Consider the following 26,090-nt stretch of genomic DNA (forward strand, 5'->3'; position numbering starts at 1 on the left):
GCGCGGACACCTCATACGAGGAGTGGAGACAGCGGCACGAACGCCCCACTCTCAGCGGCCTGGGTAATCAGGTCGAACGGATCCTCAAGCTCGCCGAGGAACAGGCCAACGACCACCGCACCGAAGCGCGGCGCGAAAGCGAGGAGCTCGTGGCCGCCGCCCGCGAGGAGGCGGAGACGATCCTGAGTCGAGCCCGGGACCAGGCCGCCGGTATCACCGGCACCGACCGGAGCCGGGATTAGGAGCCACTCGCCGGAGAACCGACGCTCCCTCCCGCGAGGGAGCACCCTCCCCTGCCCGCGTGAGCCGGCCGCGCCCCCGTCCCGCGACGATCAGAGGCATCGCGACAGCGACGCCGATCGTCGGCCGGGCGGGCCACGGTCTGACGTACACAGTGCTCGGCTGGGCCGTGGCATACGGGGGTGTGCGTCTCACGTGGACCGTCGGTCATGCGCCGGAGTTCGGGCAGGTCGACTCAGGCGTGCTCGACCTAACCGGCTGACGGTCGGCGGCGTTGTGCGTGACAGCGCCGCCGAGCCACCCCGCCCTGCTCAGAGGGTTGAGGCATTGACAGCAATCATTGGATGAATTACCTTCCTGGCAATCGCCGAGCTGGGAGCGCTCCCAATATGCCCGATGAGTGACGGAATCTTGCCGGGACGGCGAGCCCTCCGAAGGCGTGGACACCACCACCACCGTTCAGGAGGAGCTTCATGAGAAGACCAAGAAGGACCAACGCCGTCCTGGTGTCGGCCGGCGCCGTCCTGCTGGCGTCGACGGCGGTCGCCCTGGCGCCGCCGGCCGGGGCGGCGGCCGCCGGTTGTTCGGTGAACTACGGTGTGTCGTCGCAGTGGCAGGACGGCTTCGGGGCCAACGTGGCCATCACCAACCTCGGTGACGCGGTGTCGAGTTGGACGTTGACCTGGTCCTACGGTGCGGGTCAGACGGTGACCCAGGCGTGGAACGCGACGGTGACCCAGAGCGGCGCGGCGGTCACGGCGAAGAACGTCAGCTACAACGGGGGCATCGCGACCAACGGGACGGTCTCGTTCGGCTTCAACGGTTCGTGGAGCGGCAGCAACCCAGCCCCGACGAGCTTCGCGTTGAACGGGGTGGCCTGCACCGGCGACACGACCCCGACCACACCCCCGCCGACCACTCCCCCGCCGACGACACCGCCGCCGAACGGGCCGGCGGACATCACGGTGAACAGCGCGACCAGGTACCAGACCGTCGACGGGTTCGGGGCCGCGCAGTCCATCTGGGGCAGCGCGTGGTCGACCGCCGAGACGCAGACCCTGGTCGGGATGGGCGCCAACCAGTTGGGTCTCTCCATCGTGCGGACCGGTCTGTCGCCGGTGTCGAGCGAGTGGGCGACGCACGTGAACTCGTTGAAGACGGCGAAGTCCTCTGGTTCGAACGTGAAGATCCTCGCGTCGCCGTGGACCGCGCCGGCGGCGTGGAAGACCAACAACAGCCGGGTCAACGGCGGGAAGCTTCGGACCGACTACTACGACGACTACGCCAACCACCTGAACAGCTACGTGCAGTACATGCGCGGCCAGGGCGTGACCATCGACGTGACCTCGGTGCAGAACGAGCCGGACTGGCACCCGGACTACGACTCGATGGACTGGAGCGGCACCGAGCTGCGCACCTTCGTCCGTGACCAGGGCACCAAGGTACAGAACACCAAGCTGATGGTCGCCGAGGCGGTGAACCTGAACTACAACTTCACCGACCCGACCCTGAACGACTCGACCGCCCGCAACAACATCGGTTACATCGGCGGGCACCTCTACGGCACCGAGGAGTCCGGCCGGCTGCGGCCCTACAACCTGGCCGAGCAGCACAACAAACCGGTGTGGATGACCGAGTGGAACCTGCACGCCGCCGACGGCGGAGGCTCCAACATCTGGGGCAACCCCGCCAACACGGCGGTCTGGAACGAAACCCTCGACGACATCATGCGCACCGTGCACAAGTCGATGGAGGCCAACTGGAGCGCCTACATCTGGTGGTACGGCAAGCGCTACTACTCCTTCATCGGCGACGGCGAGTCCGCGTACGGCACCGTCGCGGGTGCCCCGCTCAAGCGCGGGTACGCCTTCTCCCAGTACGCCAAGTACGTCCGCCCCGGCTACCAGCGGATCGCCCTGACGAAGAGTTCCAAGGCCTCCCCGCTGGAGGTCACCGCCTACCAGGGCGACGGGAAGATCACCCTGGTCATCCTCAACCGCTCGAACAGCGCGGTCAACAACGCCGTCATCCAGGCCCCGCAGAACGTCACCCGGGCCGAGCACTACCTCACCTCGCAGAACGCCAACGCGGCCAGCCAACCGACAAGCGTCAACGGAGGACAAGCCACCATCAACGTGGGCGCGCGCAGCATCTCCACGCTCGTGTTCACCCTCTGAGCCGAGGTGCCCGCCGACCGATGGTCGGCGGGCACCGTCCCAAGCCCTAGCGGCGGCAGCGCCACACCAAGGGCCGGTACGCCTCGTTCTCGTGAACGGAACCCACCACCGTCATGGCGTCGTCGCTGATCCCGCTGGCCGAGTAGGTGCCCGCCTCGGTCGCCCGGACCTCGGGCCTACCCGGCAACCGGCGGGACGTGCCGTCCGGGGCGACGAGCAGCGGGGCGCCGTCGTCGACCAGCGCCTCACCGTTGCCGGCGATCGCGCTGATACTCGGGAACGGCATCAGGCTCACCGCACCCGTGGTGAGGTTCCACCGCACCGGGAGCATCCGTGTGGCGGAGCCCTGCCGCTCGCCGGGAGCCATCCCGACCGCCCACTCGCCGCGTGCCGCCTGCACCGAGGCGTACGGAAGACCGTCGGGCACCGCCAGCGCGATCCCGGTGCCCTCCGGTGTCCACCGGTAGGGCAGGTCACCCATCGCGCCGACGACGGAACCGTCCTCGGTGATCGCTGTCGCGGCGGACCCGGGCGGCCCGACCAGCCGGTACTCCTGCGGCCGGTCCACCGACCACACGACCGCCTGGTGCGAGTCGCGGGCCCCGCGGGCGGTGCCGACGATGTCACCCCGGCCGTTGACCGCGTGCACGAGAACCGCCTGGTAACCGGGCGGGGTCACCAGGGAGCGCAGCTTTCCGGCCCGGTAGACCCAGCCGACGCCGTTGCCGCCGGTGCCGACAACGTCGCCCCGGGCGTTGACCGCCGCCGCGTGGCGTGCACCGGCGGGAAGGAGCGTCGCCTTGCCGTCGATCCAGAGCACGATCCTCCCGTCCTCGTTCCCGGTGCCGATGTCGCCGACGATGTAGCGTCCGGTGGGGTCCACGCCACCGGCCACCGCGACCGACCCCCCGATCGGCTGCGGCAACCACGACGCCTCGCAGGTGACCGGCGGGGCCCCCGCGGTGGACGCCACGGCGGTCGGCGCCGCCACCACGGATGGCGTGTCCGGGGTCTGCGGCCGGCCGGCACCACCGAACCCGACGGCACCCACGACGACGAGCCCGGCCAGCACCGTCACGGCGGCGACCCCGCCGGTGCGACGGCGTCGACGGCGACGCCGGCCGTCGCTGATCGCCCGTGCGACGTCGACCCGTGGCTCGGGCACCGGCGCCGATTGCAGCAGCGCGGCGATCCGCTGCTCGTCCACCGTCATCTCGTACTCCTCCCGGACATCTCGGTAACGTCGAGCACCTGGCGGACCGCCGCCAGCGCCCGGGCCGTCTGTGCCTTCACGTTGCCTTCGGAACAACCCATGGCCGCCGCCGTCTCGGCCAACGACAGGTCGCACAGGAACCGCAGGACCAGCACGGTGCGCTGGCCGCGGGACAGACGGGCCAGCGCGCCGACCACGCTGTCCCGCTCGACCACCTCGTCGTGCGGTGTGACCGGCGTACGCGGTGGCTCCGGCACCGCACCGAACAGCCGGACCTTCGCCCAGCTCAACCGCTTCTCGTCGACGAGCTTGTGGACCAGCATCCGGTGCACGTACGCGTCGACGTTGTCCACCCGGCTGACCCGATGCCAGTTCACGTACAACGCCGTTATCGTCTGCTGCACCACGTCGTCGGCCAGATGGGCGTCTCCGCACATCAGGAACGCGGTCCGGTGCAGACTCGGCAGTCGCGCGGAGACGTACTCCACGAACTCACCCTCGGCATCCGCCATCGAGGCTCCCTCCTCCGCACCCTCGACGGGTCGCGACGACCACCAGGTTGCGTCGCGCCGGAAAAGGATTCAACGACGTACGGCCCCGGCCGCTGCGGGATCGCGGCCGGGGCCGTACGTCGTTGGTCGCCTGTCGTTTCACGCGCCGATCTGCCCGGGGCGCGAACCGGTCACGCCCGTGCTAGCCGCCCCCGACACCCCGGACCGCCTCGATGATGGACTCGGCGACCTCGCCGGGCTGGGACATCGTCATCGCGTGGGAGGCGCCGGCGACCTCGCGGGTGCCCCGGGCGCCGGCGCGTTCGGCCATGAAGCGGTGCGCGGCGACCGGGATGTTGCGGTCCGCGTCGCCGAAGACGAACCAACTGGGCAACGACTTCCACGGCGGCTCGGACGTCGAGAGCCCGTCGCCGAGCGCCTGCTCGGTGATCGGCCGCTGGGTCCGCGCCATCAACGCCGCGGTGTCCTCGGAGACGTCCGCGACGAACTGCTGGTGGAAGGCATCCTGCGCGATGGCCACCTCGTTCCCACCGGTCGCCACCGGTTGGGAGACCAGGGTGTCGGCGAGCGTGCTGCCGGGGAACTTCCCGGAGAGCGACAACGCCGACTCACCCGTGTCGGGGGCGAGCGCGTTGACGTAGACCAGGCCGCGCACCATCGGCTCGCCCGCTGCGGCCTCGGTGATGACCATGCCGCCGTACGAGTGGCCGGCGAGCACTACCGGTCCGCCGACCCCCCGCACCACGTCCCGCACGTAGGCGGCGTCTCCGGCGAGGCTGCGGAGCGGGTTGGCGGCGGCCACCACGGAGTAGCCGTAGCCCAGCCGCTCGATCACACCGTTCCAACTCGCCGATTCGGCGAACGCGCCGTGAACGAGGACAACGGTGATGTTCTGATCTGACACGGCCATCGGCTCCTTCGCGTGAGGGGGTGTGCACCCCCGTACGGACTGGGTGAGCGCGGCTGATTACCCACCGTGCGCACGGGAAACGTCGGGGCGCGGGCGGCCCTGTTTCTTCACCCCGATGTCACCGACCGATCCCGTCGACGACGTGTTGCTGTTCGTCCGCACGGGTTGGCTCCGACTCGTCGCACTTGTCCTGACCAGGAGCTGATCACGTGCCTTCCTCTCGTCGTACCTTCCTCGCCAGCGGTGCCGCCGCCGGCGTGGGCCTCGCCGTCGCCGGCGGTCTGCCGTCGCTGGCGCAGGCCAGCCCGGGCCGCCCGCACCCGCCGGTCAAGCCCGGCCACGTGCCGTTCCCGCCGCTCGTGGACGACCCGAAGGGCGTCCTCGCCCTGCCGAAGGGCTTCAGCTACACGGTGGTCACCCGGACCGGCGTCACCCGGCTGGACCGCGGCCAGGGCATGACCCCGGCCGACCACGACGGCATGGCCGTCTACGACGCCGGCCACGGCCGTTACACCCTGATCCAGAACCACGAGATCGACCCGGGCGCCGAGTTCGGCGTACCGCACGTCAAGGGCACGGTGTACGACCCGGGCGCCGTCGACGCCGGCGGTTGCACCGTGATCAAGACGGACCGTGCGGGCCGCAACCTGGGTGAGTTCGTCGCCCTCTCCGGCACCATCTCCAACTGCGCCGGCGGCCCCACCCCCTGGGGGACCTGGCTGACCTGCGAGGAGACCGAGGACCGCGCCGGTGACCAGTGGGAAGAGGGCGGCCGGACCGGCACCTACCAGAAGGACCACGGCTACGTCTTCGAGGTCTGGGCCGACGGCAGCGCGGACCCGCGGCCGATCAAGTGCCTGGGCCGCTACTCCCACGAGGCCCTGGCGATCGACAAGGACCGCACCCACATCTACCTGTCCGAGGACGCCGACGAGCCCAACGGCCTCTTCTACCGCTGGTCGGCGCCGCGTGGCGTCAAGGTCGGCCCCGGCGTGCTGACCCGCCTCGCACCGAACGCGGGCGTCCTCGCCGCCATGCAGATCATCATGGACGACGGTTCGGTGCTGCCGGACGTCGCCTACCTGACCTCCGCCCAGTTGGGCCGCCCCTTCCCGGTCCGGTGGATCGAGGTGCCGGACCGCGACGCGCGGCACACGTCGGTGCGCGAGCAGTTCGCCGACGGTCAGGTCACCCGTGGCCGCAAGTTCGAGGGCGTGTGGAGCACCGACGAGGGTGTGTACGTCGTCAACTCCTACGCCTGGGACGAGGGTGACCTGCCCTCCGACGCCGCGCCGCACGACGGCATGGTCTGGTTCTACAACTTCAAGGACGAGACCATCCAGCTGGTGACGTACTTCCCGCACCAGACCTCCTCCGAGGAGGGGACGCCGGTGAAGTACACCGACATCACCTTCGACGGCCCGGACAACGTGACAGTCACCCCGTGGGGAAGCCTGGTCCTCGCCGAGGACGGCAAGGGCGCCTCGCACGTGCTCAGCACGATCCCGGGCGGCCCGACGTACGCGATCGCCCGCAACATGCTCAACGACTCGGAGTTCTGCGGGCCGACCTTCAGCGCCGACGGTCAGGTACTCTTCGTCAACATGCAGGACCCGGGTCTCACCCTGGCCATCACCGGCCCGTGGGAGAAGTACCTGGGCTGACCAGGTCGGGCGGTGGGGTCGGGCGGTCCGCCCGGTCCTACCGCCCGCGGGGCTCGTCCTCCGTCCGCATTCCGTGCAGGTCGTAACTGAACTCGCCGGCTTCCAGCCGGGCCCGTAGTCCCGTCTCCCGGGCCGTCCGGCTCCTCGTCGCGGCGGCCACGGCGTCGGCGCTCGTCCGCTGCACCACCACTGCCCCGTCGGCGTCGAGCACCATGATGTCCCCCGGCTCGACAGTCGCGCCGCCGAGCGGCACCGGGACGTCGAGCGAACCCCTGTCGCGTTTGGTGGCTCCGCGAACCCGACGCCAGCGGGCCCAGACCGGCAGGCCGAGCGTCCGGAGCTCGTCCACGTCCCGTACCGCGGCGTCGACCAGCACACCGGCCGCCCCGGCGACCTTGGCCTGCGTGGCCAGCAGCTCGCCGATCAGCGCGACGGGGGCCGGCTCGGGCATGGTGAGCACGAGCACCTCCCCGGGGCGGACGAGCGTCATGGCCTCGTGCACCGCCCGGTTGTCACCCTGGCCGCAGACGACGGTCCGGGCGGCGCCGGCGACCCGGGACCCCGGCACCACCTGCACGAGGTCCACGTCGATCAGGCCCCGCCGACCGGCGGCCTCGTAGACGGTTGCCACCCCGGCGGCGGCCAGTGTCCCGATCACCGTGGGGTCGACGTCCGCCGCGTCGTAGGCGGAGTTCACAGTGTCACCACGACGTTCGGGATCAACCGTTGGAACGCCTCCGCCTGCCGGATGGCCGCGTCGCCGGTCACCCGGCGGGCGTGGTTGCCACGATGGTCGGCGCGCTGGGTGTAATACTCCCGCAGGTAGCCCTGAGCGGTCATCGCCGCCATCGCCTCCCGCTTGGCCGGCATCGCCTCGGTGATGTCGACGAACACGGTGGGAACGAAACCGCAGAGTTCAGGTTGGTGGGGTTCGAAGGCCAGGAACTCCGAGGGCGGGGCGGTTCGGAAGCCGCTGGACACTCCGGCGCCCGCGGTGAGCTGCCGGGCGGTCGCCACCGCGGCATGTGCCGTCGGGTGGTCCGGGTTGAACGGGTCGCGCTCGGGGTGGGTGAGCACCACGTGTGGTGCGTACTCGCGCATCAGCGTCGCCAGCCGGTCGATGTCCTCGTCCCGGATCCGCAGCGGGTAGTCGCCCAGGTCGAACGCCTCGAACCGGGCACCGACCGCGGCGGCGGACCGTTCCGCCTCGGCGTGCCGCAGTCGTTTGACGTTCTCCACCGTCTGCTGCGGGTCCTTCCACAGCTCGCCGGACTCGCCCCGCTCGCCGTAGGAGAGCGCCAACACGACGGCCTCGCCGCCGGCCCGCGTGTGCGTGGCGATGGCTCCGGCGGCCCGCCAGACGAAGTCGGCCGAGTGGGCTCCCACCACCAGCATCCGTCGCCCGCTCATGCCGGCGTCGATCCGGCCGGCGTCACCAGACGGCGCGGGTTGACCACCGCCATGACGTGGACCTCGTCTTCGGTGAAGCCGGCGTCGAACAGGCGGTCGGCGAAGAGCGCCAGACCGTCCTCCACCGGCGGGTTGAACGGTTGTCCCAGGTCGCTGGAGAGGACGGAGTGCGCCACACCTACCGACCGGATGGTGGCGAAGAGGTCCGACCAGTCGACCTTGCCCGAGTGCGGGGTCGTGAAGCAGCGCTCCAACAGGGCACCCTCCTCGGCCAGCTCGCGCTGCCGCGCGAGCGTCAGTCGCTGCGAGGTGAACTCGGGATGGGTGACCACGATCCGGCGTACCCCCTCCTGCGTCGCGGCCCGGACCACGGCGGCGATCTCTGCGCCGCTCAGGTGGCCGGTGGCGAGCGTGATGTCGTGCCGGGCGATCACCCGCAGCACCTGGCGTACGCGGTCGAGGACCCGCCCCTCGTCGTCGACGACCTCGACCGGATCCGGCACGATGCCCTGGCTGTGCAGGTCGGATTGGAAGGCGCCCCACATCGCCGGTGTGGCGCCTGGCAGATCGGTGGCGGTGCTGCGCCGCTGGTTTCCGGAGTCCACTGTCGGCATCCAGACGATCCGGGCACCCTGGCGCGCGGCGACCTCGACCGCGACCGGGTTGATGCCGCCCATCGCGCCGTTGAGGGTGACGGCACCGAGGACGTCGACGCCGGGCACCACCTTGCGGACCACCGCTGCCCGCTCGGCAGTCGCCACGTAGTGGGACTTGAGGACGAAACCGGCCAGCCCGACCTCGGCGCAGCGGTGCGCCAGATCGACGTCGTCGATGCGTCGGGCCATCACGTCGGGGGCCACGTGCACGTGCGTGTCGTAGGCGCCGCGGACCACGGCGCGGGCACGGGCGGAGGGGACCAGAGGGTCAGTCATCGCGCTCCTCGGTGAGCCCCGAGAGCGGGGTCGTACGGGTGCGCTCGGTCGAGCGCGCGGCGGTCACGAGCCGGAAGCCGCCGAGCGCAAGCATATCGGTGATCATGCCCATTTCAAGGTGCTGTCACATTCACCATCCACTGTGGATTCGCGGGAAGCGGTTTCGGCAAACCCGTTGCCCGCTCGGGACTGACGGGCACCACAGGCCTGATCTAAAATCGTCTATCGATGCCGGCCTCGCGTCGTGCCGCCCATCCCCCTCGACAGGGTTGGGCCGGGCGTCGCGAGCCCGGAGGCTGGAGGCACCGCATGGGTAAGCGCTTCTCCACGCTCGTGGCGACCTGGCTGGCCGTGGCTCTCGCCGCCGGTGGCTGCGGCGACACCGGTGACAGCGGCGGCGACCCGCCCGGCGGTGAGATTGACAAGGTCGCCTACATCACCGCGTTCGGCGCGGTGGGCCGGGACGCCTTCGCGTGGGTGGCCAAGGAGAAGGGCTTCTTCGCCGAGGTCGGCATCGAGGTCGACATCAAGGAGGGGGCCGGCAACCAGCAGAACCTGACGGCGCTCAAGTCGGGGCAGGTGCAGTTCGGCGCTCTCGACCTCACCGGTGCCGTCATCCAGGCGGGCAAGGGCGAGTTCACCGACTGGCGGGCGATCGCCGCCGTGCACCAGCAGACGCTGATCTCGGTGATGACCACCAAGGACACCAACATCACCACCCCGAAGGACCTCCAGGGCAGGACGATCGCCACCGGCAGCGGCTCCGTGACCGAGTTGCTCTTCCCGGCGTACGCGCGGCTGGCCGGGCTCGACCCGGCGACGGTGAAGATCGAGGGCGTGCAACCCACCGCCCTCAACGGCCTCATGGCGAGCCGGCGGGTCGACGCGCTGGGCACGTTCCTGCTCAGCCGCGGTGCCCTGCAGACCGCCGCCCGCAAGGACGTCGTGGTCCTGCCGTACAGCGACTACCTACCGGACCTGTTCGGCAACGCGATCATCACCACCCCGTCGCTCATCGGCAAGGACCCCGACCTCGTGCAGCGGTTCACCAAGGCCGCGCTCAAGGGCCTGGCGTACAGCATCGAGCACCCGGACGAGGCGGCGACGATCCTCAACAAGGCGAAGCCCACCTACACGGTGGCCGCGGGCAAGGGCGAGATCGAGGCGATGGCCCCGCACGTCCGTCCCGCCGACGGTGCCCCGATCGGGTTCCTGGACGAGTCGCGGGTGGCCCAGACCATCGCCGTCCTCGAACGCGCCAACCTGATCCCGTCGGGCCTGACCCCAGCGGCCGTCGTGGACCCGACCTTCGTCAAGAAGTCGTGACCGGCGACTCACGGGCACTACGACGCTGGCACACCCTCGGGCTGCCGGCCCTGGGCGCGGTGGTCGCGACCGGGCTCTGGTGGTTGTCCACCTGGGCCTTCCACATCGAGCCGTTCTTCCTGCCGGCGCCCCCGGACGTGGTGGACGCGTTCCTGCGGCTCCCCGGTCACCTGGCCGAGCAGACCTGGATCACTTTCCTGGAGACGATCATCGGTTTCGGGATCGCGGCGGTGGGCGGGCTGCTGCTCGCCGTCCTGCTCGCCGCGTCGCGGACCGTCGAGCGGATGGTCCTACCGATGATCGCCGGCATCAACGCGGTGCCGAAGGTGGCGCTCGCGCCACTGCTCCTGGTCTGGATCGGCTTCGGTTACGAGGCCAAGATCGTGATGGTCGTGCTGCTCTGCTTCTTCCCGATCCTGATCTCGACCATGGCGGGCCTGACCTCGACACCGAACGACCTCGGTGAGCTGGCGCGGTCCCTCTCCGCCTCGTGGTGGCAGACCTTCCTGAAGGTCCGACTTCCGTGGGCCCTGCCGCAGATCTTCGTCGGGCTGAAGGTGGCGACCTCACTCGCCATCATCGGCGCGATCATCGGCGAGGTGATCAACCCCCAGGCCGGGCTCGGCGCGGTGATCGCGAGTTCCGGCCAGTCCGCGGACACGCCACTCGCGTTCGCGGCGTTGATCCTGCTCGCGCTCATGGGGGCACTGCTCTTCTACCTGATGGCCGGCCTCGAACGCCTCCTCGTGCCGTGGGCGCGCGCGATCTCCTCCTGAAGCGAGCAACCGCGGAGTCCACCCCGCGGGCCGTCCCACCTCACCTACTACCGGTTCCTCATGGCTTCGTGCGTCACGGTGTGGTCAGTGCGAGTGCCGGGGCACGTCGCTGCCGCTGCCGCCCACGAGGAAGTCCAGGTCGGCGCCCTGGTCGGCCTGGAGGACGTGCTCGCTGTACAGCCGTACCCATCCCCGGTCGGCGACCGGCGGTGGCGGCTGCCAGGCGGCGCGGCGCTGGACGAGTTCCGCGTCGTCGACGAGCAGGTCCAGGGACCGCGTCGCCACGTCGACGCGGACCAGATCGCCGGTGCGCACCAACGCGAGCGGGCCGCCCACCGACGCCTCCGGGGCCACGTGCAGGACGCAGGTGCCGTACCCGGTGCCGCTCATCCGGGCGTCGGAGATCCGCACCATGTCCGTGATCCCCTCGGCGAGCAGCCGTCGTGGCATGGGCACGTTGCCCACCTCCGGGAACCCGGGGTAGCCGCGTGGCCCGGCGTTGCGGACCACGATCACCGTGTCGGGGGTGACGTCGAGGTCCAGGTCGTCGGCCGCGACGACGTACTCCTCGATCCGGTCGAAGACGAGCGCCGGCCCGGTGTGGGTGAGGAGGTGGGCGGAGGCCGCGGAGACCTTCAGCACGGCCCCGGACGGCGCGAGCGACCCGCGGAGCACCACGGTGCCGGAGCCGGCGGGTTGGAACGGCTCGGCCATGGTGGCGATGACGTCCCGGTTCCAGCACTTCACGCCGTCGATGTTGTCGGCCACGCTCTTTCCGCTGACGGTGACGTGGTCCATGTGCAGCAGCGGGGCGATCTCCGCCATCACGGCCGGGACACCGCCCGCGTAGGCGAAGTCCTCCATCAGGTACGCCCCGGACGGCATGAGGTTGACCAGCATCGGCACGTCGGCGGTGAGGGCGTCGAAGTCCTCCAACGACAGCGGGACACCGAGGCGTCCGGCAACCGCGAGCAGGTGTACGACGGCGTTCGTCGAGCCGCCGATCGCGGCGTTGACCCGGACCGCGTTCTCGAACGCCTCCCTGGTGAGCACCGTGGACAGCCGTTGGTCCTGCTCGACCATGGCGACGATCCGGCGTCCGGCGGCGTGGGCGAGCGCGTACCGTCGGGAGTCGACAGCCGGCACGGCGGCGGCCCCCGGAAGCTGCACGCCGAGCGCCTCGGTCACGCAGGCCATCGTGGAGGCGGTCCCCATGGTCATGCAGTGCCCCCGACTGCGGGACATGCCGACCTCCGCCTCCGCGCAGTCGGCCGCGCTCATCCGTCCCGCCCGCATCTCCTCGGTGAAGCGCCAGACGACGGTGCCCGAGCCGATGTCCTGGCCGCGGAACTTGCCGTTGAGCATCGGACCACCGGTCAGCATCAGGGTCGGCAGGTCGACGCTCGCCGCCCCCATCAGCAGGCCGGGGGTGGTCTTGTCGCAGCCGGAGAGCAGGACCACCGCGTCGAGCGGGTTGGCTCGGACGGACTCCTCCAGCTCCATCGCCAGCAGGTTGCGGTAGAGCATTGTCGTGGGTCGCATGAGGGGTTCACCCAGGCTCATCGCCGGGAATTCCAGCGGCAACCCGCCGCTCTCCCACACCCCCCGCTTCACCGACTCGGCCAGGTCCCGCAGGTGGGCGTTGCAGGGGGTCAGCTCCGACCAGGTGGTGGCGATGCCGATCACCGGGCGGCCGTCGAAGACGTCGTCCGCGAACCCCTGGTTGCGCATCCAGGACCGGTGGATGAAGCCGTTGCGGCCCTCCGCACCGAACCACTGCGCGCTGCGCAGCTGTCGATTGGTCGTCGACATCAGCAGACTCCTCTGTCATCCGTCCGCACCGCGGGGGTTCGCGGCGATTCGTGAGCTGGTGGTGCACTGGCTGGTGAGACGGGCGCGGCCTACCGGAGGCCTCCGACGGACAGCCCGCCGCGCCAGTGTCGTTGCAGGCTGAAGAACGCGATGATCAGCGGGATCACCGACACGAGCGAGCCCAGGATGATGAGGCTCCACAGCGAGGTGCCTCCCGCGTTGTTCGCCGACGCGATCCCCTGCCAGAGGCCGAGACCGACGGTGACGGGGAAGAGCCGGTTGTCGGAGAGCATCGCCAGCGGCAGGAAGTAGTTGTTCCAGGACGCCACAGCGGACAGCAGCAACACGGTGACCACGGCGGGACGCATCATCGGAAGGGCGATCTGCAGGAACGTGCGCACCTCGCCCGCGCCGTCGACGCGCGCGGCGTCCAGGAGTTCGTCGGGCACCGCGTCGCGCGCGTACACGTGCATCAGGTAGACGCCGAACGGGTTGAGCAGCGACGGGAGGATCACCGCCCAGACCGTGTTCGTCAGGCCGAGCCGGGAGAACATGATGAAGGTCGGGATGACCAGGGCGGTGGCGGGGACCATCAACGCGCCGAGCACGACGGCGAAGCTGAACCGCCGGGCGGCGAAACGGTACTTGGCGAACCCGTAGCCCGCCATCACCGCCAGGACCGTGGCGCCCACGCCACCCGCGACGGCGTACAGCGTGGAGTTGAGGATCCACCGCAGGTAGATGCCCCCGTCGTAGGTGAAGAGCTGCCGGAGGTTGCCGAGGTAGTCGACCTGGTCGGTGAACCACAGCGTGTTGTCGCCGCCGAACAGGCCCGGCGCGTCCTTGGAGCTGTTGACGATCACCCACCAGAACGGCACGAGGAAATAGATCACCAGGAAGCCGAGGAGGATCTGCAGGGGGAGGTAGCGCTGCGGCCGACGGGAGCCGGCGCGGGCGCTCGTGGGGGCGGTCATCTAGAGGAAGCTCCTCCGCTTGCGGGTGAAGAACAGGAAGGCGTACACGCAGATGAACACGATGCCGCCGAGGGCGAACGAGATCGCCGACCCGTAGTTGAAGTTGGCCAGCGAGAACGCCTGCTGGTACGCGTACATGTTGGGGGTGAAGTCCGTCCCGATCGTGCCCGCGGCGAGGTATCGCAGGATCTGCGGTTCGTTGAAGAACTGCAGGGTGCCGATGAGCGAGAACACCAGGATCAGGATCAGCGCCGGCGCGATCAGCGGGATCTTGATCCGCGTAGCGATCTGCCACCGCCCGGCGCCGTCCATCCGGGCGGCCTCGTAGAGCGTGGGATCGACGCCCTGCAACGCCGCGTACAGAATGATCATGTAATAGCCGGCCCACTGCCAGGTGACGACGTTGAGCAGGCCGTAGAAGATCAGATCGCTGCTCAGGAAGTCCGGTGCGGTGGCACCGAACAAGCCGAAGATGTCGGTGAGCGGGCCGAAGCCCTTGCTGTAGAGGAACCCCCACATCACGGCGCCGATGACCGTCGGAATCGCGTACGGCAGGAAGATCATCAGGCGGGAGAAGCGCGCGAACAGCGTGGTCACCGCGTCCAGGATCAGCGCCATCGCGAGCGCGAGGACGATCTGGATCGGGATGGACACGAGCGAGAAGCGGATGACGAACCACGCCCCGGACAGGAAGCTCGGGTCGGTGAACGCTTTCACGTAGTTGTCGAAGAGGACGAAGCTGGTGCCGCCGATCAGCTTCTTCTGAAAGAGGCTGAGATACAGCGCGTACGCCAGCGGCGCGATGAGGAACGCCAGGAAGACGATCCCGAACGGCCCGACGAAGAGCCACCCCATCAGGTGTTCGCGAAGGTGTACCTTGCCACGGATCGTGCGCGTCTCGTTACGAGCACGCGATGCGCTCTTCTCGGTGAGTGTCATTGTGGTCTCCGGGACGTGGACGCCGAGGGTGGAGGGTGGGCCGCCCGCCCGCTGACGGCGCGGCCCACCCGTCAGGTCACTGAACTGTGAAGCCTTGCTCCTTGGCGTACTTCGCCACGTCCTCCTGGATCCGGTCGGCCGCCTGCGAGCCGGTGATGGACCCCTTGATGACCTCGCTGACCTGCTTGGTCATGGCGTCGAGGTAGTACTGGCCGAAGGGGGCGTACGCGACGCCCTTGTAGGCGTCCGCGGCGGGGACGTAGACCTCCTTGTTCGCCTGCTGGCCGTCGAAGAACGGCACCTTCAGGTCGATGAACGCGGGGTCCTTGAGGGCCGTGAGGTTGAGCGGGAAGATGATCTGGTTGGTCCAGCCGTCGGTCAGCGACTCCTTGTCGGCGTAGAGCCCGTAGGCGGCCTTCGCCGCCAACTCCGGCTTCTTGGACTGCTTGGTCACCGAGAACGCCGACCCGCCCCAGTTCACCTGCACCGGGTTGGCCTCGTCCCACTGCGGCAGCGGCGCCACCGCGAACTTGCCGGTGTCCTGGCCCTTGCCGACGCCCGCGCCGGTCAGGTAACCCGGCGCCCACGCCGCCGAGATGTACGTCGCGTAGTTACCGTTGATCACGCCGGAGATGTACTCCGGGGTGAACTGGTCCTGCGTCCCGACCAGGCCCTTCTTGGCGAGGCCACCCCAGTAGTCCAGCACGTCCTTGGACGCCTGGTCGTTGAGCTTCACACCGATCGACTTCGGCTGCGCCGGATCGAAGGTGAAGGGTGAGGCGCCCTTCTGGATCTGGAGGGCCATCAGGACCGCCGGGACGTTCGCGCCGAGGTCGCCGAACAGCGGGCCACCGGCATCCTTGACCTTCTGCGCGGTCTGCTCGTACTCGGCCCAGGTCTTCGGTGGGGTGATCTTGTACTTGTCGAAGATGTCCTTGCGGTAGATCATGCCCATCGGGCCGCCGTCGACAGGGACGCCGTAGACCGCGTCACCCACCGACACGTCCTTCCAGGCGCCCTCGCTGTAGTTGGCCTTCACCGCGTCGTAGCCGTACTTCTTGATGTCGATGAGCGCGCCCTGGATCTGGAAGGTCGGGATCCGGTCCGCCTCGACCATGATCACGTCGGGCGCTCCGGTGCCCGCCGAGATGGCCGTCTGGAACTTGTCGTACTCGTCGCCGCCCTGCCCGACGTTGGTCCAGCAGACCTGCACCTCGTTGTTCTGCTTGTTGAAGTTGTCGACGACGAGCTGGGTGTTGGGGTACCAGCCCCACATCGTCACGACCGGCAGGTCCTTCTTCGTGATGGTGTTCGTGCAGTTGCTCGCGTCATTCCCGCCCTCGTCGGAGGAGCAGGCGACGAGGCCGGTCCCGACCGCGAGCATGGCAACCGTGGCGAGTATCCGTCTTCTCTTCATTGAGGTGGTTCCCTTCCAAGGTGGCGGTGCGGAGGCATCCGGCGCTGGCGGGCGCCACCGGGGCAGGAAGCCCGCTCCGGTGGCGTCGCCTGGAACGGCTCCTAGCGCTTGAACAGACGCGGCGCCAGGTCGATGAGGTTCTTCTGCCACACGTCCCAACCGTGCGGCCCGGGGGTCACCCCGTCGAACTCGTAGCGGATACCGAGGTCGTCCAACGTGGCCAGCGACGCCATGAAACTCGGGTACACGAAGTCGGTCTGGTCACCCACGTACAGGCGCAGCATCCTGGTGCCGTCGTTGATCGCCTCCACGTCGACGCCGGTGCCGCTGCCGAACCCGGCCGAGAAGGCAGCGACGTACGCGAACTGCCCCGGGTACGCCCGCAGCACGCCGAACGCCTGCCCGCCGCCCATCGACAGACCGGCGAGCGCCTGCTGGGACGAGTCGCTGGAGACGTGGTAGCGGGCACGGGCCGTGGGAACGATGTTCTCCAACAGCTCCCGGTTGAAGTTCGACGAGTTGCCGTTGCCCATCACGACCACCATGGGCACCAGGTCACCGTCGAGGAACTGGTGGTCGAGGATCTGCTTGGCGCGTCCCATCTCGATCCAGTCCGTGTAGTTCTGCCCACCGCCGTGCTGGAGGTAGAGGACCGGGTACGGTTCGGCACGAGCCGGGTCGTACCCGGGCGGGGTCCACACCAGCGCCGTGCGGTCCTGGCCGGCCACGGTGCTGGCGTAGGTCATGCTCTCGACCTTCCCGCCCTGGCCGGCGGGGACGTCCGACAGCAGACGGGCCTCCGGCCCCGGGATGAAGAAGGTGCTCCACATCGGTTCGGTGGTCACCTTCGTCGGGTTCGAGTTGTCCTTGAACGGAACCCGGTCCACGATCAGCCGGTAGTAGTAGAACCAGGGCTCGAGCGGGCCTACCGTCGCCCGCCACCGGTCACCGTCACGGGCCAGTGGCACACGCAGCCAACTGCCGCCCGGAGCGACGTTCGCCCAGACCGTGACGTGCTGGGCGTCGGCGAAGTCGGTGGTGGTCTCGAAGGTGACGAAGCCGTCCTCGCTGACGAAGGGCGTCGGGGTGGTGCCCGCCGGCGGCGGGTTGAACTCCCCCTCCAGCTGCCCGTGACCGGGGCTCGGGCCGTGGTCCGACACGTGCCGGAACAGCCTCGGCACGAAGTCGACCAGATTCTCCTGCCAGGTGTCCCAGTTCGCGCCACCGTCCGGGTTGACCCCGTCCGACTCGAACCTGACACCGGCCCGACCCAACTCCTTCGCCAGCCGGTAGGTGGCGTTGTGCGCCGGATCGGTCACGTTGCCGGTGTAGAGACGCAGCAGCTTCACGGTGCGGTTGACCGTCTTGGCGTCCTTGCGGTCGACGTCCGGGACCGACCGACCCGAGAACCAGCCGACGTAGCCGAACTGAGCCGGTTTGGTCAGCGCCGCCTTCACCGCCGCCGTCGCGCCGTCGGACACTCCGGCGATCGCCTGGTGTGCCGGATCGCGGAGGACCAGGTAGTTGTCGGCGACCGCCTTGCGGAGGTCCTTCAGCTCCCTGTCGCCCGAGCCGTCGGCGATCACGACCACCATCGGCCGCATGGTGCCCGCGGCGGAGAGGTTGTCGAGGATCTGCCTGGTCCGCCCGAGATCGAGCCAGTCGGTGGCGGCCACGCCGTCACCCGACTGCAGGTAGAGCGCCGGATAGGCCCTCGGGCCCTTGGCCGCGTACCCCGGTGGTGTCCAGACCACCGCGGACCGCTGCCCGGCCTTGGTCCGGTAGGTCAGCGTCGCGACCGTGCCGCCGGCGCCGGGTGGCGCGTCGACCAACCACCGTGCCGAGTCACCCGCGACGAGGAAGGTGCTCAGCAGCGGGTTGGACGCCACACTCGTGTCGTTCGTCGGGTCCTTGATGCTCTTGGTGTCGTCGGCGGTGAACTGGTAGTGGTAGAGCCCCGGCTCGAGTGCGCCGAGGACCCCGGACCACACGTCGCCACGGCGGGTCAAGCCGAACTCCGCCGTGGCCGAGGACGGACCGAAGTTGCCCTCCACCACGACCTGCGACACAGTGCCCAGCTGCTCCTGAACGTAGGCGGCCGGGACGGTGAACGACGCGTAGCGCTCCGGGGAGACGGTCAGCCACGGGGTGTCGGCCGCCGCCGCCGGTTGCGGTGCGAGCACTACCGCTGCGACGGCGATGACTCCGGCGGTGAAGGCCGCCGAGAGCCGACGCCCATCCAGCCGGCGTAAGCGCCCATGGTACGGTTCGGTTGTCACGCTCCACTCCTCTCTGCGCCGGCAGCGGATGCGACCCGACTGACCGGCTCGATTCACAGGTGGATCTGGCCGTGGTTCTGCGTTGACACCTCCTTCACCGTCAGGCCAAGGTGCTCTTCGGTGGCGCGGTCGAGCTGCGGACCACGAGGCTGGTCGGAAGCACTATCCGGTGCGGCCCCTCCCAATCGCCGGTCACCAGTGACTTCAGCATGCGCGCGGCTTCGTATCCCAGCTGGTACATCGACTGGTCCACAGTGGTCAGGCCTGGTGCCGTCGACGCCGACTCGGGGATGTTGTCGAACCCGACGACGGACAGGTCCCCAGGGACGGAGATCCCCAACTCCCTGGCGACCTCCAGGGCCTTGAGGGCCATCCCGTCGCTCGCCGCGAAGATCGCCGTTGGCGGCTCCGCCTGTTGCAGGAGGGCCCGCGCCAGCGGAACCGCAGACTCGGGGTTGAAGTCGCCTCGGCCGATCAACGTCGGGTCGACCGGGACACCGGCGGCGGTCAACGCGGCCCGGTAGCCCTCCTCACGGGACCAGGCCGCCTCCAGGCTGGACCGACCGGCGATGAAGCCGATGCGTCGGTGGCCCAGAGCGAGCAGGTGCTCGACGGCGGTGGTGGCGCCCGCGAGATTGTCGGCCATCACCGAAGGGCTCGTCGTGCCCCTCGCCGGGTCGATGGCCACCACCGGCGTGCGGCTCTGCACCTCGCCCCAGGGCGTGACCACGATGCACCCGTCGGTAAGGGTGCCCGACAGGCGGGTCAGGTGCCGCCGCTCCCAGCCCTCGGAGTACGACCCGTAGAGGTCGCTGTTGGCGTAGACGATCAGGTCGAAGCCCGAGCGGCTCAGCGCCTTCATCGCGCCCTTGAGCACCTCGGCCGTGTACGACTGGAAGCTGTGCGTCACGAGGCCGAGGACGTTCGTGCGGCTGCGCCGGAGGCTCGTGGCGACCAGGCTCGACTCGTAACCGAGTTGCTCGATGGTCGAGCGGACGTGGGCCACCGTGTTGGCGCTGACGCCGTAATGGCCGTTGACCACGCGCGAAACAGTCGCTGTGGAAACGCCGGCCACCCGGGCGACATCACTCATTGTCACGGGCGCATTGACCTCGGTCATGCCGCTCCCTCTGGACTGCAATCGTTATCGGTTACGTTTCCAGGGTGTTGCCAACGTAACGGACAAGTATTACGAACACAAGACCTCTTCACTCCCTCGCCGACCGTCCTACCAGGACGACTACGCGGTCATGAACACGCGTTCACCAAGGCCGTGGGCACGTTAACAACCATTGCGACCGGCGACCGGCGACCGGCGACGGCGTCGTCGCTCACCGTGGTTCGGCACCGTCGACATCCGGCGCCACCTTCCCGTCGGGACCATTCCGCCACGACGGCGAGGCGGACGCGACGAGATCGCGGCATCGACGATCGACGCGCGCGCACGGACACCAGACGCCCGACCCGGGCCGGGGCGGCGCACCCCGGCCGCCGGCACCGACATCGATCATGGACATCGGATTCCCTACCGTAAACGTGATCGGTAACGTTTACATAGATCAAGAACGTAATCGGCGATCATCATGTTGTCCAGAGCTCGCACTGACCCACCACCCCCGGGTCCGCGTACGCGACGTCCACGTCACGGCGGGACCCCGCACGAAGGGAGCCAGCCCTGAACACCCACCTCGACGCAGCGCCGCAACCACCGTCCGGCACGGACCGTCCACTCCCCTACCGTCTGAGCCTCGACCCGCGCCGACGCGTCGCGCCGGTGCCACGGCGGCTCTTCGGCTCGTTCGTGGAGCACCTCGGACGCTGCGTCTACACCGGCCTCTACGAGCCGGGACATCCGACGGCCGACGCGGACGGCTTCCGGCGCGACGTCCTCGCCCTCGTTCGGGAACTGGGCGTCACCACGGTCCGCTACCCGGGCGGCAACTTCGTCTCCTCCTACCGATGGGAGGACGGCGTCGGCCCGGTCGACCAACGGCCCGCCCGGCTGGATCTCGCCTGGCACAGCCTGGAAACCAACGAGTTCGGGCTGGACGAGTTCATGCGCTGGGTCGGCAAGGCGGACGTCGACCCGATCATGGCGGTCAACCTCGGCACCCGCGGCACCGCCGAGGCCGTCGACCTGCTGGAGTACGCCAACCACCGCGGCGGCAGTCACCTGGCCGACCAACGGCGCGACAACGGCGCCGCCGATCCGTACGGGATCACGCTGTGGTGCCTGGGCAACGAGATGGACGGCCCGTGGCAGGTGGGTCAGCGAAGCGCCACCGAGTACGGGCGGCTCGCGTCGCAGACCGCGAAGGCCATGCGCCGCTTCGATCCCGACCTCGAACTCGTCGCCTGCGGCTCGTCACACCTCGGCATGCCGACGTTCGGCGCCTGGGAACGTGACGTGCTCACCGAGGCGTACGAGGACGTCGACCTGATCTCGTTGCACGCCTACTACCAGCCGGTCGACGACGACCTGGCCAGCTTCCTCGCGTCCGCCGAGGACATGGACCGGTACATCGACGCGGTCACCGCCATCGCCGACTCCGTCGGGGCGATCCGCAGGTCCACCAAGAAGATCATGATCGCCTTCGACGAGTGGAACGTCTGGTACCAGTCCGCCGCCCCCTCCAACCCGCCGAGCGGCGAGGACTGGCCGGTCGCCCCACCCCTGCTGGAGGACCACTACAGCGTGGCCGACGCGGTGGTCGTCGGCGGTCTGCTGATCAGCCTGCTCCGGCACAGCGACCGGGTGACCGCCGCCTGCCAGGCCCAACTGGTCAACGTGATCGCACCGATCATGACCGAACCGGGGGGCGCGGCCTGGCGACAGACCATCTTCCACCCCTTCGCCCGGACCGCCCGGCACGCCCGGGGAGCCGTGCTCGACGTGCTCCGCGACGGCAGCACGACGTCCACCGACCGCTTCGGCGAGATCGACGCTGTCGACGCGGTCTCCACCTGGGACGACGACACCGGTGAGATGACGGTGTTCCTCGTCAACCGCGTCGTCACCACCCCGGCCGAGGTGACAGTGGATGTCACCGGCGCCCGGCTGGCCGGCATCATCGAGTGCGTCACCGTCGGCGGGACCGACCTGCACGCCAAGAACACGGCCGACGGCCCGGACCACGCCGAGCCGCGTCCCAACGGCACGGCCCGCAGCGCCGACACGGGCGTCCAGCTGACCCTCCCGCCCGCGTCCTGGACCATGCTGCGGCTTCGGGCCACCGACGTGACCACGTGATCGGCTGACGAACCACCCCGGCCGCGTACACCCTGGGTTCACCAGGGGTACGCGGCCGGGGCTTCCCCACCACAGGGAGTTCGCCGTCGAGCCGGGGTTACCGGGCCTCGACCGGGGAGCTGTGGGAACCGTCGAACAGCTTGTCGCCGTGGTAGCGGGATACCACCGGGGCATCGGGTTCGCCGTGGACGGTCAATGGCGCATTCTGCCGGGCAACACGCAGGCAATTGCGGGCACCGAACAGCGACACCAGGGCGACCGGTGCGAATCCATTCAGAATCAATTCGCGGAACTGCTCGCCGGCCGACCTGGCACCACCGATAAAGGTGCGGCAACGACCTACGTCGCGACTATTACCCCTTCGATTCCAGCCTCCCGTCCACTCGCCGTGGAATGGCGGCGTACTCGTCTCGAAGCTCCTCGGGGAGGACCCACTCCGGGGCGTCCTGCCACGCCAGCGGACGCAGGAACCGCCGGATCGCCGTGGCACCCACCGAGGTGTGCACGGCGTTGGTCGACGGCCAGGGTCCGCCGTGGTGCTGGGCCCAGGAAACCCGGACACCGGTGGGGTACCCGTCGAAGACGATGCGGCCGGCGCGGGCGGCGAACACGTCGACCAGCCGGCGCACCACTGCGGCCTGGTCGGCTGGCCCACTGTGGATGGCCCCGGTCAGCGACGGTGGGACGGTCGCCAGGGCGGCGTCGAGGTCGGTGACGTCGTGATACCGGACCACGATCAGCAGCGGGCCGAAGCACTCGTCGGCGATCTCGGTCGTCAGGTCCGGCAGACCGACCTCCAGCAGTGTCGGCGCGACGGTGAAGCCCTCGCCGGGCTCGACCTGAGGTCGCGCCGCGACCCGAGCGCCGGCGCGTTCGAACGCCGCCGCCTGCTTCTCGTAGGCGTCCCGGATGCGCTCGTTCAACAGAACCGCACCCCCCGCCGAGGCGACCCGCTCCCGCAGCGCGTCGACCAACTGGTCACCGGCCGGGTCGGACGGCACGAACGCGAGGCCGGGCTTGGTGCACAGCTGACCGCCCGACGCCGTGAAGGAGGTGAACAGGCCCTCGGCGATCCGGTCGCTCCGGTCCTCGACCGCCCCGGGCAGGACGACGATCGGGTTCACGCTGCTCAGCTCGGCGTAGAGGGGAATCGGATCGGGCCGTTCGTCGATGGCTGCCTGAATGGCACGGGCGGCACCGACGGACCCCGTCAGGGCGGCCGCCCGGATCGCCGGGTGACGCACCAGCGACCGGCCCGCCTGCTCCCCGTACACGATGCCGATCACGCCCTCGGGGCCACCCAGGTCGCGGATGGCCGACTCGATCGCGTCGGCGGAGGCGTGCGACGTCAGCGGGTGCGACGGGTGGGCCTTCAGGACGGTGGGACACCCCGCGGCGAGCGCGGCGGCGGTGTCGCCCCCGGCGACCGAGAAGGCGAACGGGAAGTTGCTGGCCCCGAACACGGCCACCGGTCCGAGAGGTACGAGCATCCGCCGCAGGTCCGGACCGGGCCCGATGGGGGTGTCGGCGGCGTGGTCGATGGCGGCCTCGACGTACGCCCCGTCGCGCACCACGTCACCGAACATCCGGAACTGGAGTGCCGACCGCGTGAGTTCCTGGTTGAGCCGCGCCGTGCTGAGGCCGGTCTCGGCCTCGGCGGCCGCGACCAGGTCGGCGCGCCGGGACTCCAGGGACGCGGCAATGCGGTCGAGCATGTCCGCCCTGCCGAGTCTGCCCAGCCCGGACAGCCACCGGGCGGCTCGGGCCGCCTGGTCGGCGACGGCCTCCAGCCGAGACTCGTCCGTCTCGCTGAGATCCGTCGAGCGCCGCCGGCCGTCGCGTGGGTCGACAGTGATGACCACGTTCACAGCAGTCCTCTCCTCACCAGATTGCCCATCAGATCGCGGACGCCGAAGTGCCAGGGCTCGCACTCCTCCGCGTGCCACACCCGGTTGACCAGGGTGCCGAGCGCCGGGCAGCTGATCCGCACCACGTCGTCGACCTTGTGGGTGAAGCCCTCACCGGGGCGGTCCCGGTCCTGGATCGGCGCGAACATGGTGCCGAGCATCAGGGCGGCTCCGTCCGGATAGTGGTGGTGCGGGCCGATCAACTGCCGCACCAACTCCTCCGGGTTACGCGACATCCGCGTCATCTCCGAGACCGCCTCCAGCAGGAAGCCGTCCACACCGCTGACCTCCAGGCTGACCTCGAGGTCGCGCACCTGGGCCATCCCGAACCGCTCGTCGAAGAGTCGGATCAGAGGGCCCAGGGCGCAGGAGGCGTTGTTGTCCTTCGCCAGCGGAAGCAGCAGCGCCGAGCGACCCTCCACGTCCCGCAGGTTCACGTCGTTGCCGAGGGTTGCGCCGACGATCCGCCCGGTGGACGCGACGATGAGGGTGACCTCGGGTTCCGGGTTGTTCCAGGTCGACGCGGCGAGCACTCCGACCGGGACGGCGGTGCCGACGGCGGAGAGGACCTGCCCCTTGGTGAAGATCTCGGCGTCCGGGCCGATCCCCACCTCCAGGTACTGACTCCACATGCCCTCAGCGACCAGCAGGCTCTTGAGGCGGTCCGCCTCCACCGAGCCCGGAGCGAGGCTGTGCAGGTCGACGCCGACGTCGGCGAGCATCCGGTGACGGATGTCCGCGGCGAGGGCCAGATCTCCGCGCGCCCGTTCCTCGATGACGCGTTCGATCATCGAGATGGGGAAGGTCACCCCGGCGGCCTTGAGCACCTGGAGGTCGACCGGGGCCAGCAACCAGGGCCGCGTACGGTCCCGGGTCGCGGCCTCCGTGTTGGCCAGGATCTCCCCGAAGTCCCCGACCGTCGGCCCGTCGAGCCCGGCGACGACCGCGGCGGGATCGGGCAGTTCGCAGATGTCCCGGACGGTCGGGAAATGACGACTGACGTCGATGACCAGGCCGTCGCGGACGGTCACCGGAGTCGGCCCCTCGACCGACGGATCCCAGATGCGGCCGACGAGGACACTGGCGTCGGCATCGTCCGGCAGCGCCTCGGCGGCGGTGCCGGACCACCCCGCGTCCAGGGCCGCCCCCCGGGGTCGTGGCACCGTCATGAGCCGCTCTCCAGGTTGAAGAAGGACCGCTCGTCGCGAGGGCGGATGTCGTAGACGGCGTCCTCGAACATCCGCAACGGATGCGGTGTGAACGGATGCTGCTCGATCGCCGCGAGGTCCAGCTCGATGCCCAGCCCGACCCCGGTCGGGATCAACACGTCTCCATCGGCGGTCAGCACCAGCCGCTCGTTGGTGATGTCGGGACGCCAGGGGACGTCCGTCGCCATGATCTCCAGATACCTGAAGTTCGGCAGTGTCGCCCCGAGTTGCAACGTCGCGGCCGTGCTGAGCGGGCCGCTGGGGTTGTGCGGGGCGAACCCGACGTAGCTGGTCGCGGCGAGCGTCGAGATGAAGGCCAGCTCGGCGATCCCACCCGCGTGCGTCACATCGGGTTGGACGAAGTCGACAGCCTGACGGGCCAGCGCCGGCGCGAAGCCCTGCCGGCCGTACCACCGCTCCCCCGCCGCGATCGGCACGGGCGACGCGCGGCGGATGTCGACGAGCGCGTCGAGGTTGTCCGGTGGGCAGGGCTCCTCGAACCACACCGGGTCGAACTGGGCGATCTCCTTCGCCACCTTGACGGCGTGCCGGACGTCGAAGCGTCCGTGCCCCTCGACGAACAGTTCGACGTCACGGCCCACCGCGCCACGCACCGCGTCGATCTGGGCGAGCACCCGGTCCAGTTGCTGGGTGGTGATGGTGAGGTCGTAGTTCTCGAACGGGTCCCACTTGAGGCCGCGGAAACCGGACTCCACGGTCCTGCGCGCCGCCGCCGCGTAGTCCTCCGGCGTGACGGCACCGGAGAACCACCCGTTCGCGTACGCCCGCACCCGGTCCCTCGTCGCGCCGCCGAGCAGTCGGGAGACCGGCACGCCGAGGTCCCGCGCCGAGATGTCCCACAGGGCCATCTCGAACGAACTCAGCGCGGTCATGACGACCGGTCCGCCGCGCCAGTACCAGTTGCGGGCAAGCTCGTAGAGGGTCTTCGAGATGCTGGTGGGGTCCAGGCCCACCACCGCTTCGGCGAGCTCGGCGACGGCGCCCTGGACGGCCCGTTCCTTGCCCTCCAGGGTGGCCTCACCGAGCCCGACGATCCCCTCGTCGGTGTGCACGCGCACGATGACGAGATTCGTGCGGTAGAAGTCGACGACCACCGTGTCGACGGAGACGATCTTCATGTTTC

The 26,090-nt window shown here is 69.6% G+C and carries 20 protein-coding genes and 1 pseudogene; 6 read left to right on the forward strand and 15 right to left on the reverse strand.

The features are described from left to right. Positions 1-35: 35 nt before the first annotated feature. Together O7631_RS26140 and O7631_RS26145 are read left to right on the forward strand one after the other, a co-directional pair. Positions 36-215: pseudogene (locus O7631_RS26140) on the forward strand (cell division protein DivIVA); the annotation flags it as partial. A gap of 498 nt (positions 216-713) precedes the next feature. Then, complete coding sequence (locus O7631_RS26145; RefSeq protein WP_278146702.1) at positions 714-2,417, forward strand: cellulose binding domain-containing protein; 1,704 nt, start codon at positions 714-716, stop codon at positions 2,415-2,417. 46 nt (positions 2,418-2,463) lie between these two features. Here O7631_RS26145 and O7631_RS26150 read toward each other — a convergent pair whose 3' ends face one another. From O7631_RS26150 to O7631_RS26160, 3 genes are all read right to left on the reverse strand, one after another. After that, on the reverse strand, positions 2,464-3,630 hold the full coding sequence (locus O7631_RS26150) for a hypothetical protein (protein WP_278146703.1): 1,167 nt from the start codon (positions 3,628-3,630) through the stop codon (positions 2,464-2,466). After that, positions 3,627-4,142 (reverse strand): SigE family RNA polymerase sigma factor, encoded by a 516-nt coding sequence (locus O7631_RS26155; RefSeq protein ID WP_278146704.1) that lies wholly within the window; start codon positions 4,140-4,142, stop codon positions 3,627-3,629. Before O7631_RS26155 ends, O7631_RS26150 begins: the two co-directional genes overlap by 4 nt. A 181-nt stretch (positions 4,143-4,323) precedes the next feature. Beyond that, positions 4,324-5,052 (reverse strand): alpha/beta hydrolase, encoded by a 729-nt coding sequence (locus O7631_RS26160; protein WP_278146705.1) that lies wholly within the window; start codon positions 5,050-5,052, stop codon positions 4,324-4,326. A gap of 209 nt (positions 5,053-5,261) precedes the next feature. Here O7631_RS26160 and O7631_RS26165 point away from each other — a divergent pair, with 209 nt between their 5' ends. Next, on the forward strand, positions 5,262-6,716 hold the full coding sequence (locus O7631_RS26165) for an alkaline phosphatase PhoX (protein WP_278146706.1): 1,455 nt from the start codon (positions 5,262-5,264) through the stop codon (positions 6,714-6,716). Between the two features lie 37 nt (positions 6,717-6,753). On the opposite strand, the gene O7631_RS26170 is transcribed toward O7631_RS26165, so the two are convergent. Genes O7631_RS26170 through O7631_RS26180 form a run of 3 tightly spaced genes read right to left on the reverse strand, consistent with a single transcriptional unit; the run spans position 6,754 to position 9,058 of the window. Continuing rightward, positions 6,754-7,413 (reverse strand): 4-carboxy-4-hydroxy-2-oxoadipate aldolase/oxaloacetate decarboxylase, encoded by a 660-nt coding sequence (locus O7631_RS26170; protein WP_278146707.1) that lies wholly within the window; start codon positions 7,411-7,413, stop codon positions 6,754-6,756. Further along, the gene (locus tag O7631_RS26175) at positions 7,410-8,126 is read right to left on the reverse strand and encodes a PIG-L deacetylase family protein (protein WP_278146708.1); all 717 of its coding nucleotides are present in this window, start codon (positions 8,124-8,126) and stop codon (positions 7,410-7,412) included. Before O7631_RS26175 ends, O7631_RS26170 begins: the two co-directional genes overlap by 4 nt. Further along, positions 8,123-9,058: a DUF6282 family protein gene (locus O7631_RS26180; protein WP_278146709.1), complete on the reverse strand. Its 936-nt coding sequence runs from the start codon at positions 9,056-9,058 to the stop codon at positions 8,123-8,125. Before O7631_RS26180 ends, O7631_RS26175 begins: the two co-directional genes overlap by 4 nt. A 309-nt stretch (positions 9,059-9,367) precedes the next feature. Between O7631_RS26180 and O7631_RS26185 the strand changes: the two genes are divergently transcribed. Next, a complete protein-coding gene (locus tag O7631_RS26185) occupies positions 9,368-10,384 on the forward strand; it encodes an ABC transporter substrate-binding protein (RefSeq protein ID WP_278146710.1) in 1,017 nt (338 codons plus the stop codon). Then, positions 10,381-11,160, forward strand: coding sequence for an ABC transporter permease (locus O7631_RS26190; RefSeq protein WP_278146711.1), 780 nt, complete (start codon positions 10,381-10,383; stop codon positions 11,158-11,160). The genes O7631_RS26185 and O7631_RS26190 overlap by 4 nt, the downstream gene beginning before the upstream one ends. 84 nt (positions 11,161-11,244) lie before the next feature. On the opposite strand, the gene O7631_RS26195 is transcribed toward O7631_RS26190, so the two are convergent. From O7631_RS26195 to O7631_RS26220, 6 genes are all read right to left on the reverse strand, one after another. Further along, a complete protein-coding gene (locus tag O7631_RS26195; protein ID WP_278146712.1) occupies positions 11,245-12,972 on the reverse strand; it encodes an IlvD/Edd family dehydratase in 1,728 nt (575 codons plus the stop codon). An 89-nt stretch (positions 12,973-13,061) separates the two neighbouring features. Beyond that, positions 13,062-13,946 carry a carbohydrate ABC transporter permease gene (locus tag O7631_RS26200; protein WP_269679586.1) on the reverse strand — a complete coding sequence of 295 codons (885 nt, stop codon included), beginning with the start codon at positions 13,944-13,946 and terminating at the stop codon, positions 13,062-13,064. Beyond that, positions 13,947-14,885, reverse strand: a complete 939-nt coding sequence (locus O7631_RS26205; RefSeq protein WP_269679587.1) for a sugar ABC transporter permease — start codon at positions 14,883-14,885, stop codon at positions 13,947-13,949. It lies immediately after the preceding gene. A 76-nt stretch (positions 14,886-14,961) separates the two neighbouring features. Beyond that, positions 14,962-16,302 carry an extracellular solute-binding protein gene (locus O7631_RS26210; RefSeq protein WP_278146713.1) on the reverse strand — a complete coding sequence of 447 codons (1,341 nt, stop codon included), beginning with the start codon at positions 16,300-16,302 and terminating at the stop codon, positions 14,962-14,964. 101 nt (positions 16,303-16,403) lie between these two features. Then, on the reverse strand, positions 16,404-18,581 hold the full coding sequence (locus O7631_RS26215) for an alpha/beta hydrolase-fold protein (protein WP_278146714.1): 2,178 nt from the start codon (positions 18,579-18,581) through the stop codon (positions 16,404-16,406). 100 nt (positions 18,582-18,681) lie between these two features. Further along, positions 18,682-19,701 (reverse strand): LacI family DNA-binding transcriptional regulator, encoded by a 1,020-nt coding sequence (locus tag O7631_RS26220; protein WP_278146715.1) that lies wholly within the window; start codon positions 19,699-19,701, stop codon positions 18,682-18,684. A gap of 654 nt (positions 19,702-20,355) precedes the next feature. Between O7631_RS26220 and O7631_RS26225 the strand changes: the two genes are divergently transcribed. Then, the gene (locus tag O7631_RS26225; protein WP_278146716.1) at positions 20,356-21,831 is read left to right on the forward strand and encodes an alpha-N-arabinofuranosidase; all 1,476 of its coding nucleotides are present in this window, start codon (positions 20,356-20,358) and stop codon (positions 21,829-21,831) included. A 353-nt stretch (positions 21,832-22,184) separates the two neighbouring features. On the opposite strand, the gene O7631_RS26230 is transcribed toward O7631_RS26225, so the two are convergent. From O7631_RS26230 to O7631_RS26240, 3 genes are read right to left on the reverse strand one after another with little or no spacing between them, the layout of a single operon-like run. Beyond that, the gene (locus O7631_RS26230; RefSeq protein WP_278146717.1) at positions 22,185-23,699 is read right to left on the reverse strand and encodes an aldehyde dehydrogenase (NADP(+)); all 1,515 of its coding nucleotides are present in this window, start codon (positions 23,697-23,699) and stop codon (positions 22,185-22,187) included. Continuing rightward, positions 23,696-24,907 carry a fumarylacetoacetate hydrolase family protein gene (locus O7631_RS26235; protein WP_278146718.1) on the reverse strand — a complete coding sequence of 404 codons (1,212 nt, stop codon included), beginning with the start codon at positions 24,905-24,907 and terminating at the stop codon, positions 23,696-23,698. The genes O7631_RS26230 and O7631_RS26235 overlap by 4 nt, the downstream gene beginning before the upstream one ends. Then, a complete protein-coding gene (locus O7631_RS26240) occupies positions 24,904-26,085 on the reverse strand; it encodes a mandelate racemase/muconate lactonizing enzyme family protein (RefSeq protein WP_278146719.1) in 1,182 nt (393 codons plus the stop codon). The genes O7631_RS26235 and O7631_RS26240 overlap by 4 nt, the downstream gene beginning before the upstream one ends. Positions 26,086-26,090 lie beyond the last annotated feature (5 nt).

This window comes from Micromonospora sp. WMMD967 (assembly GCF_029626165.1).
GTDB classification, from domain to species: Bacteria; Actinomycetota; Actinomycetes; order Mycobacteriales; family Micromonosporaceae; genus Micromonospora; species Micromonospora taraxaci.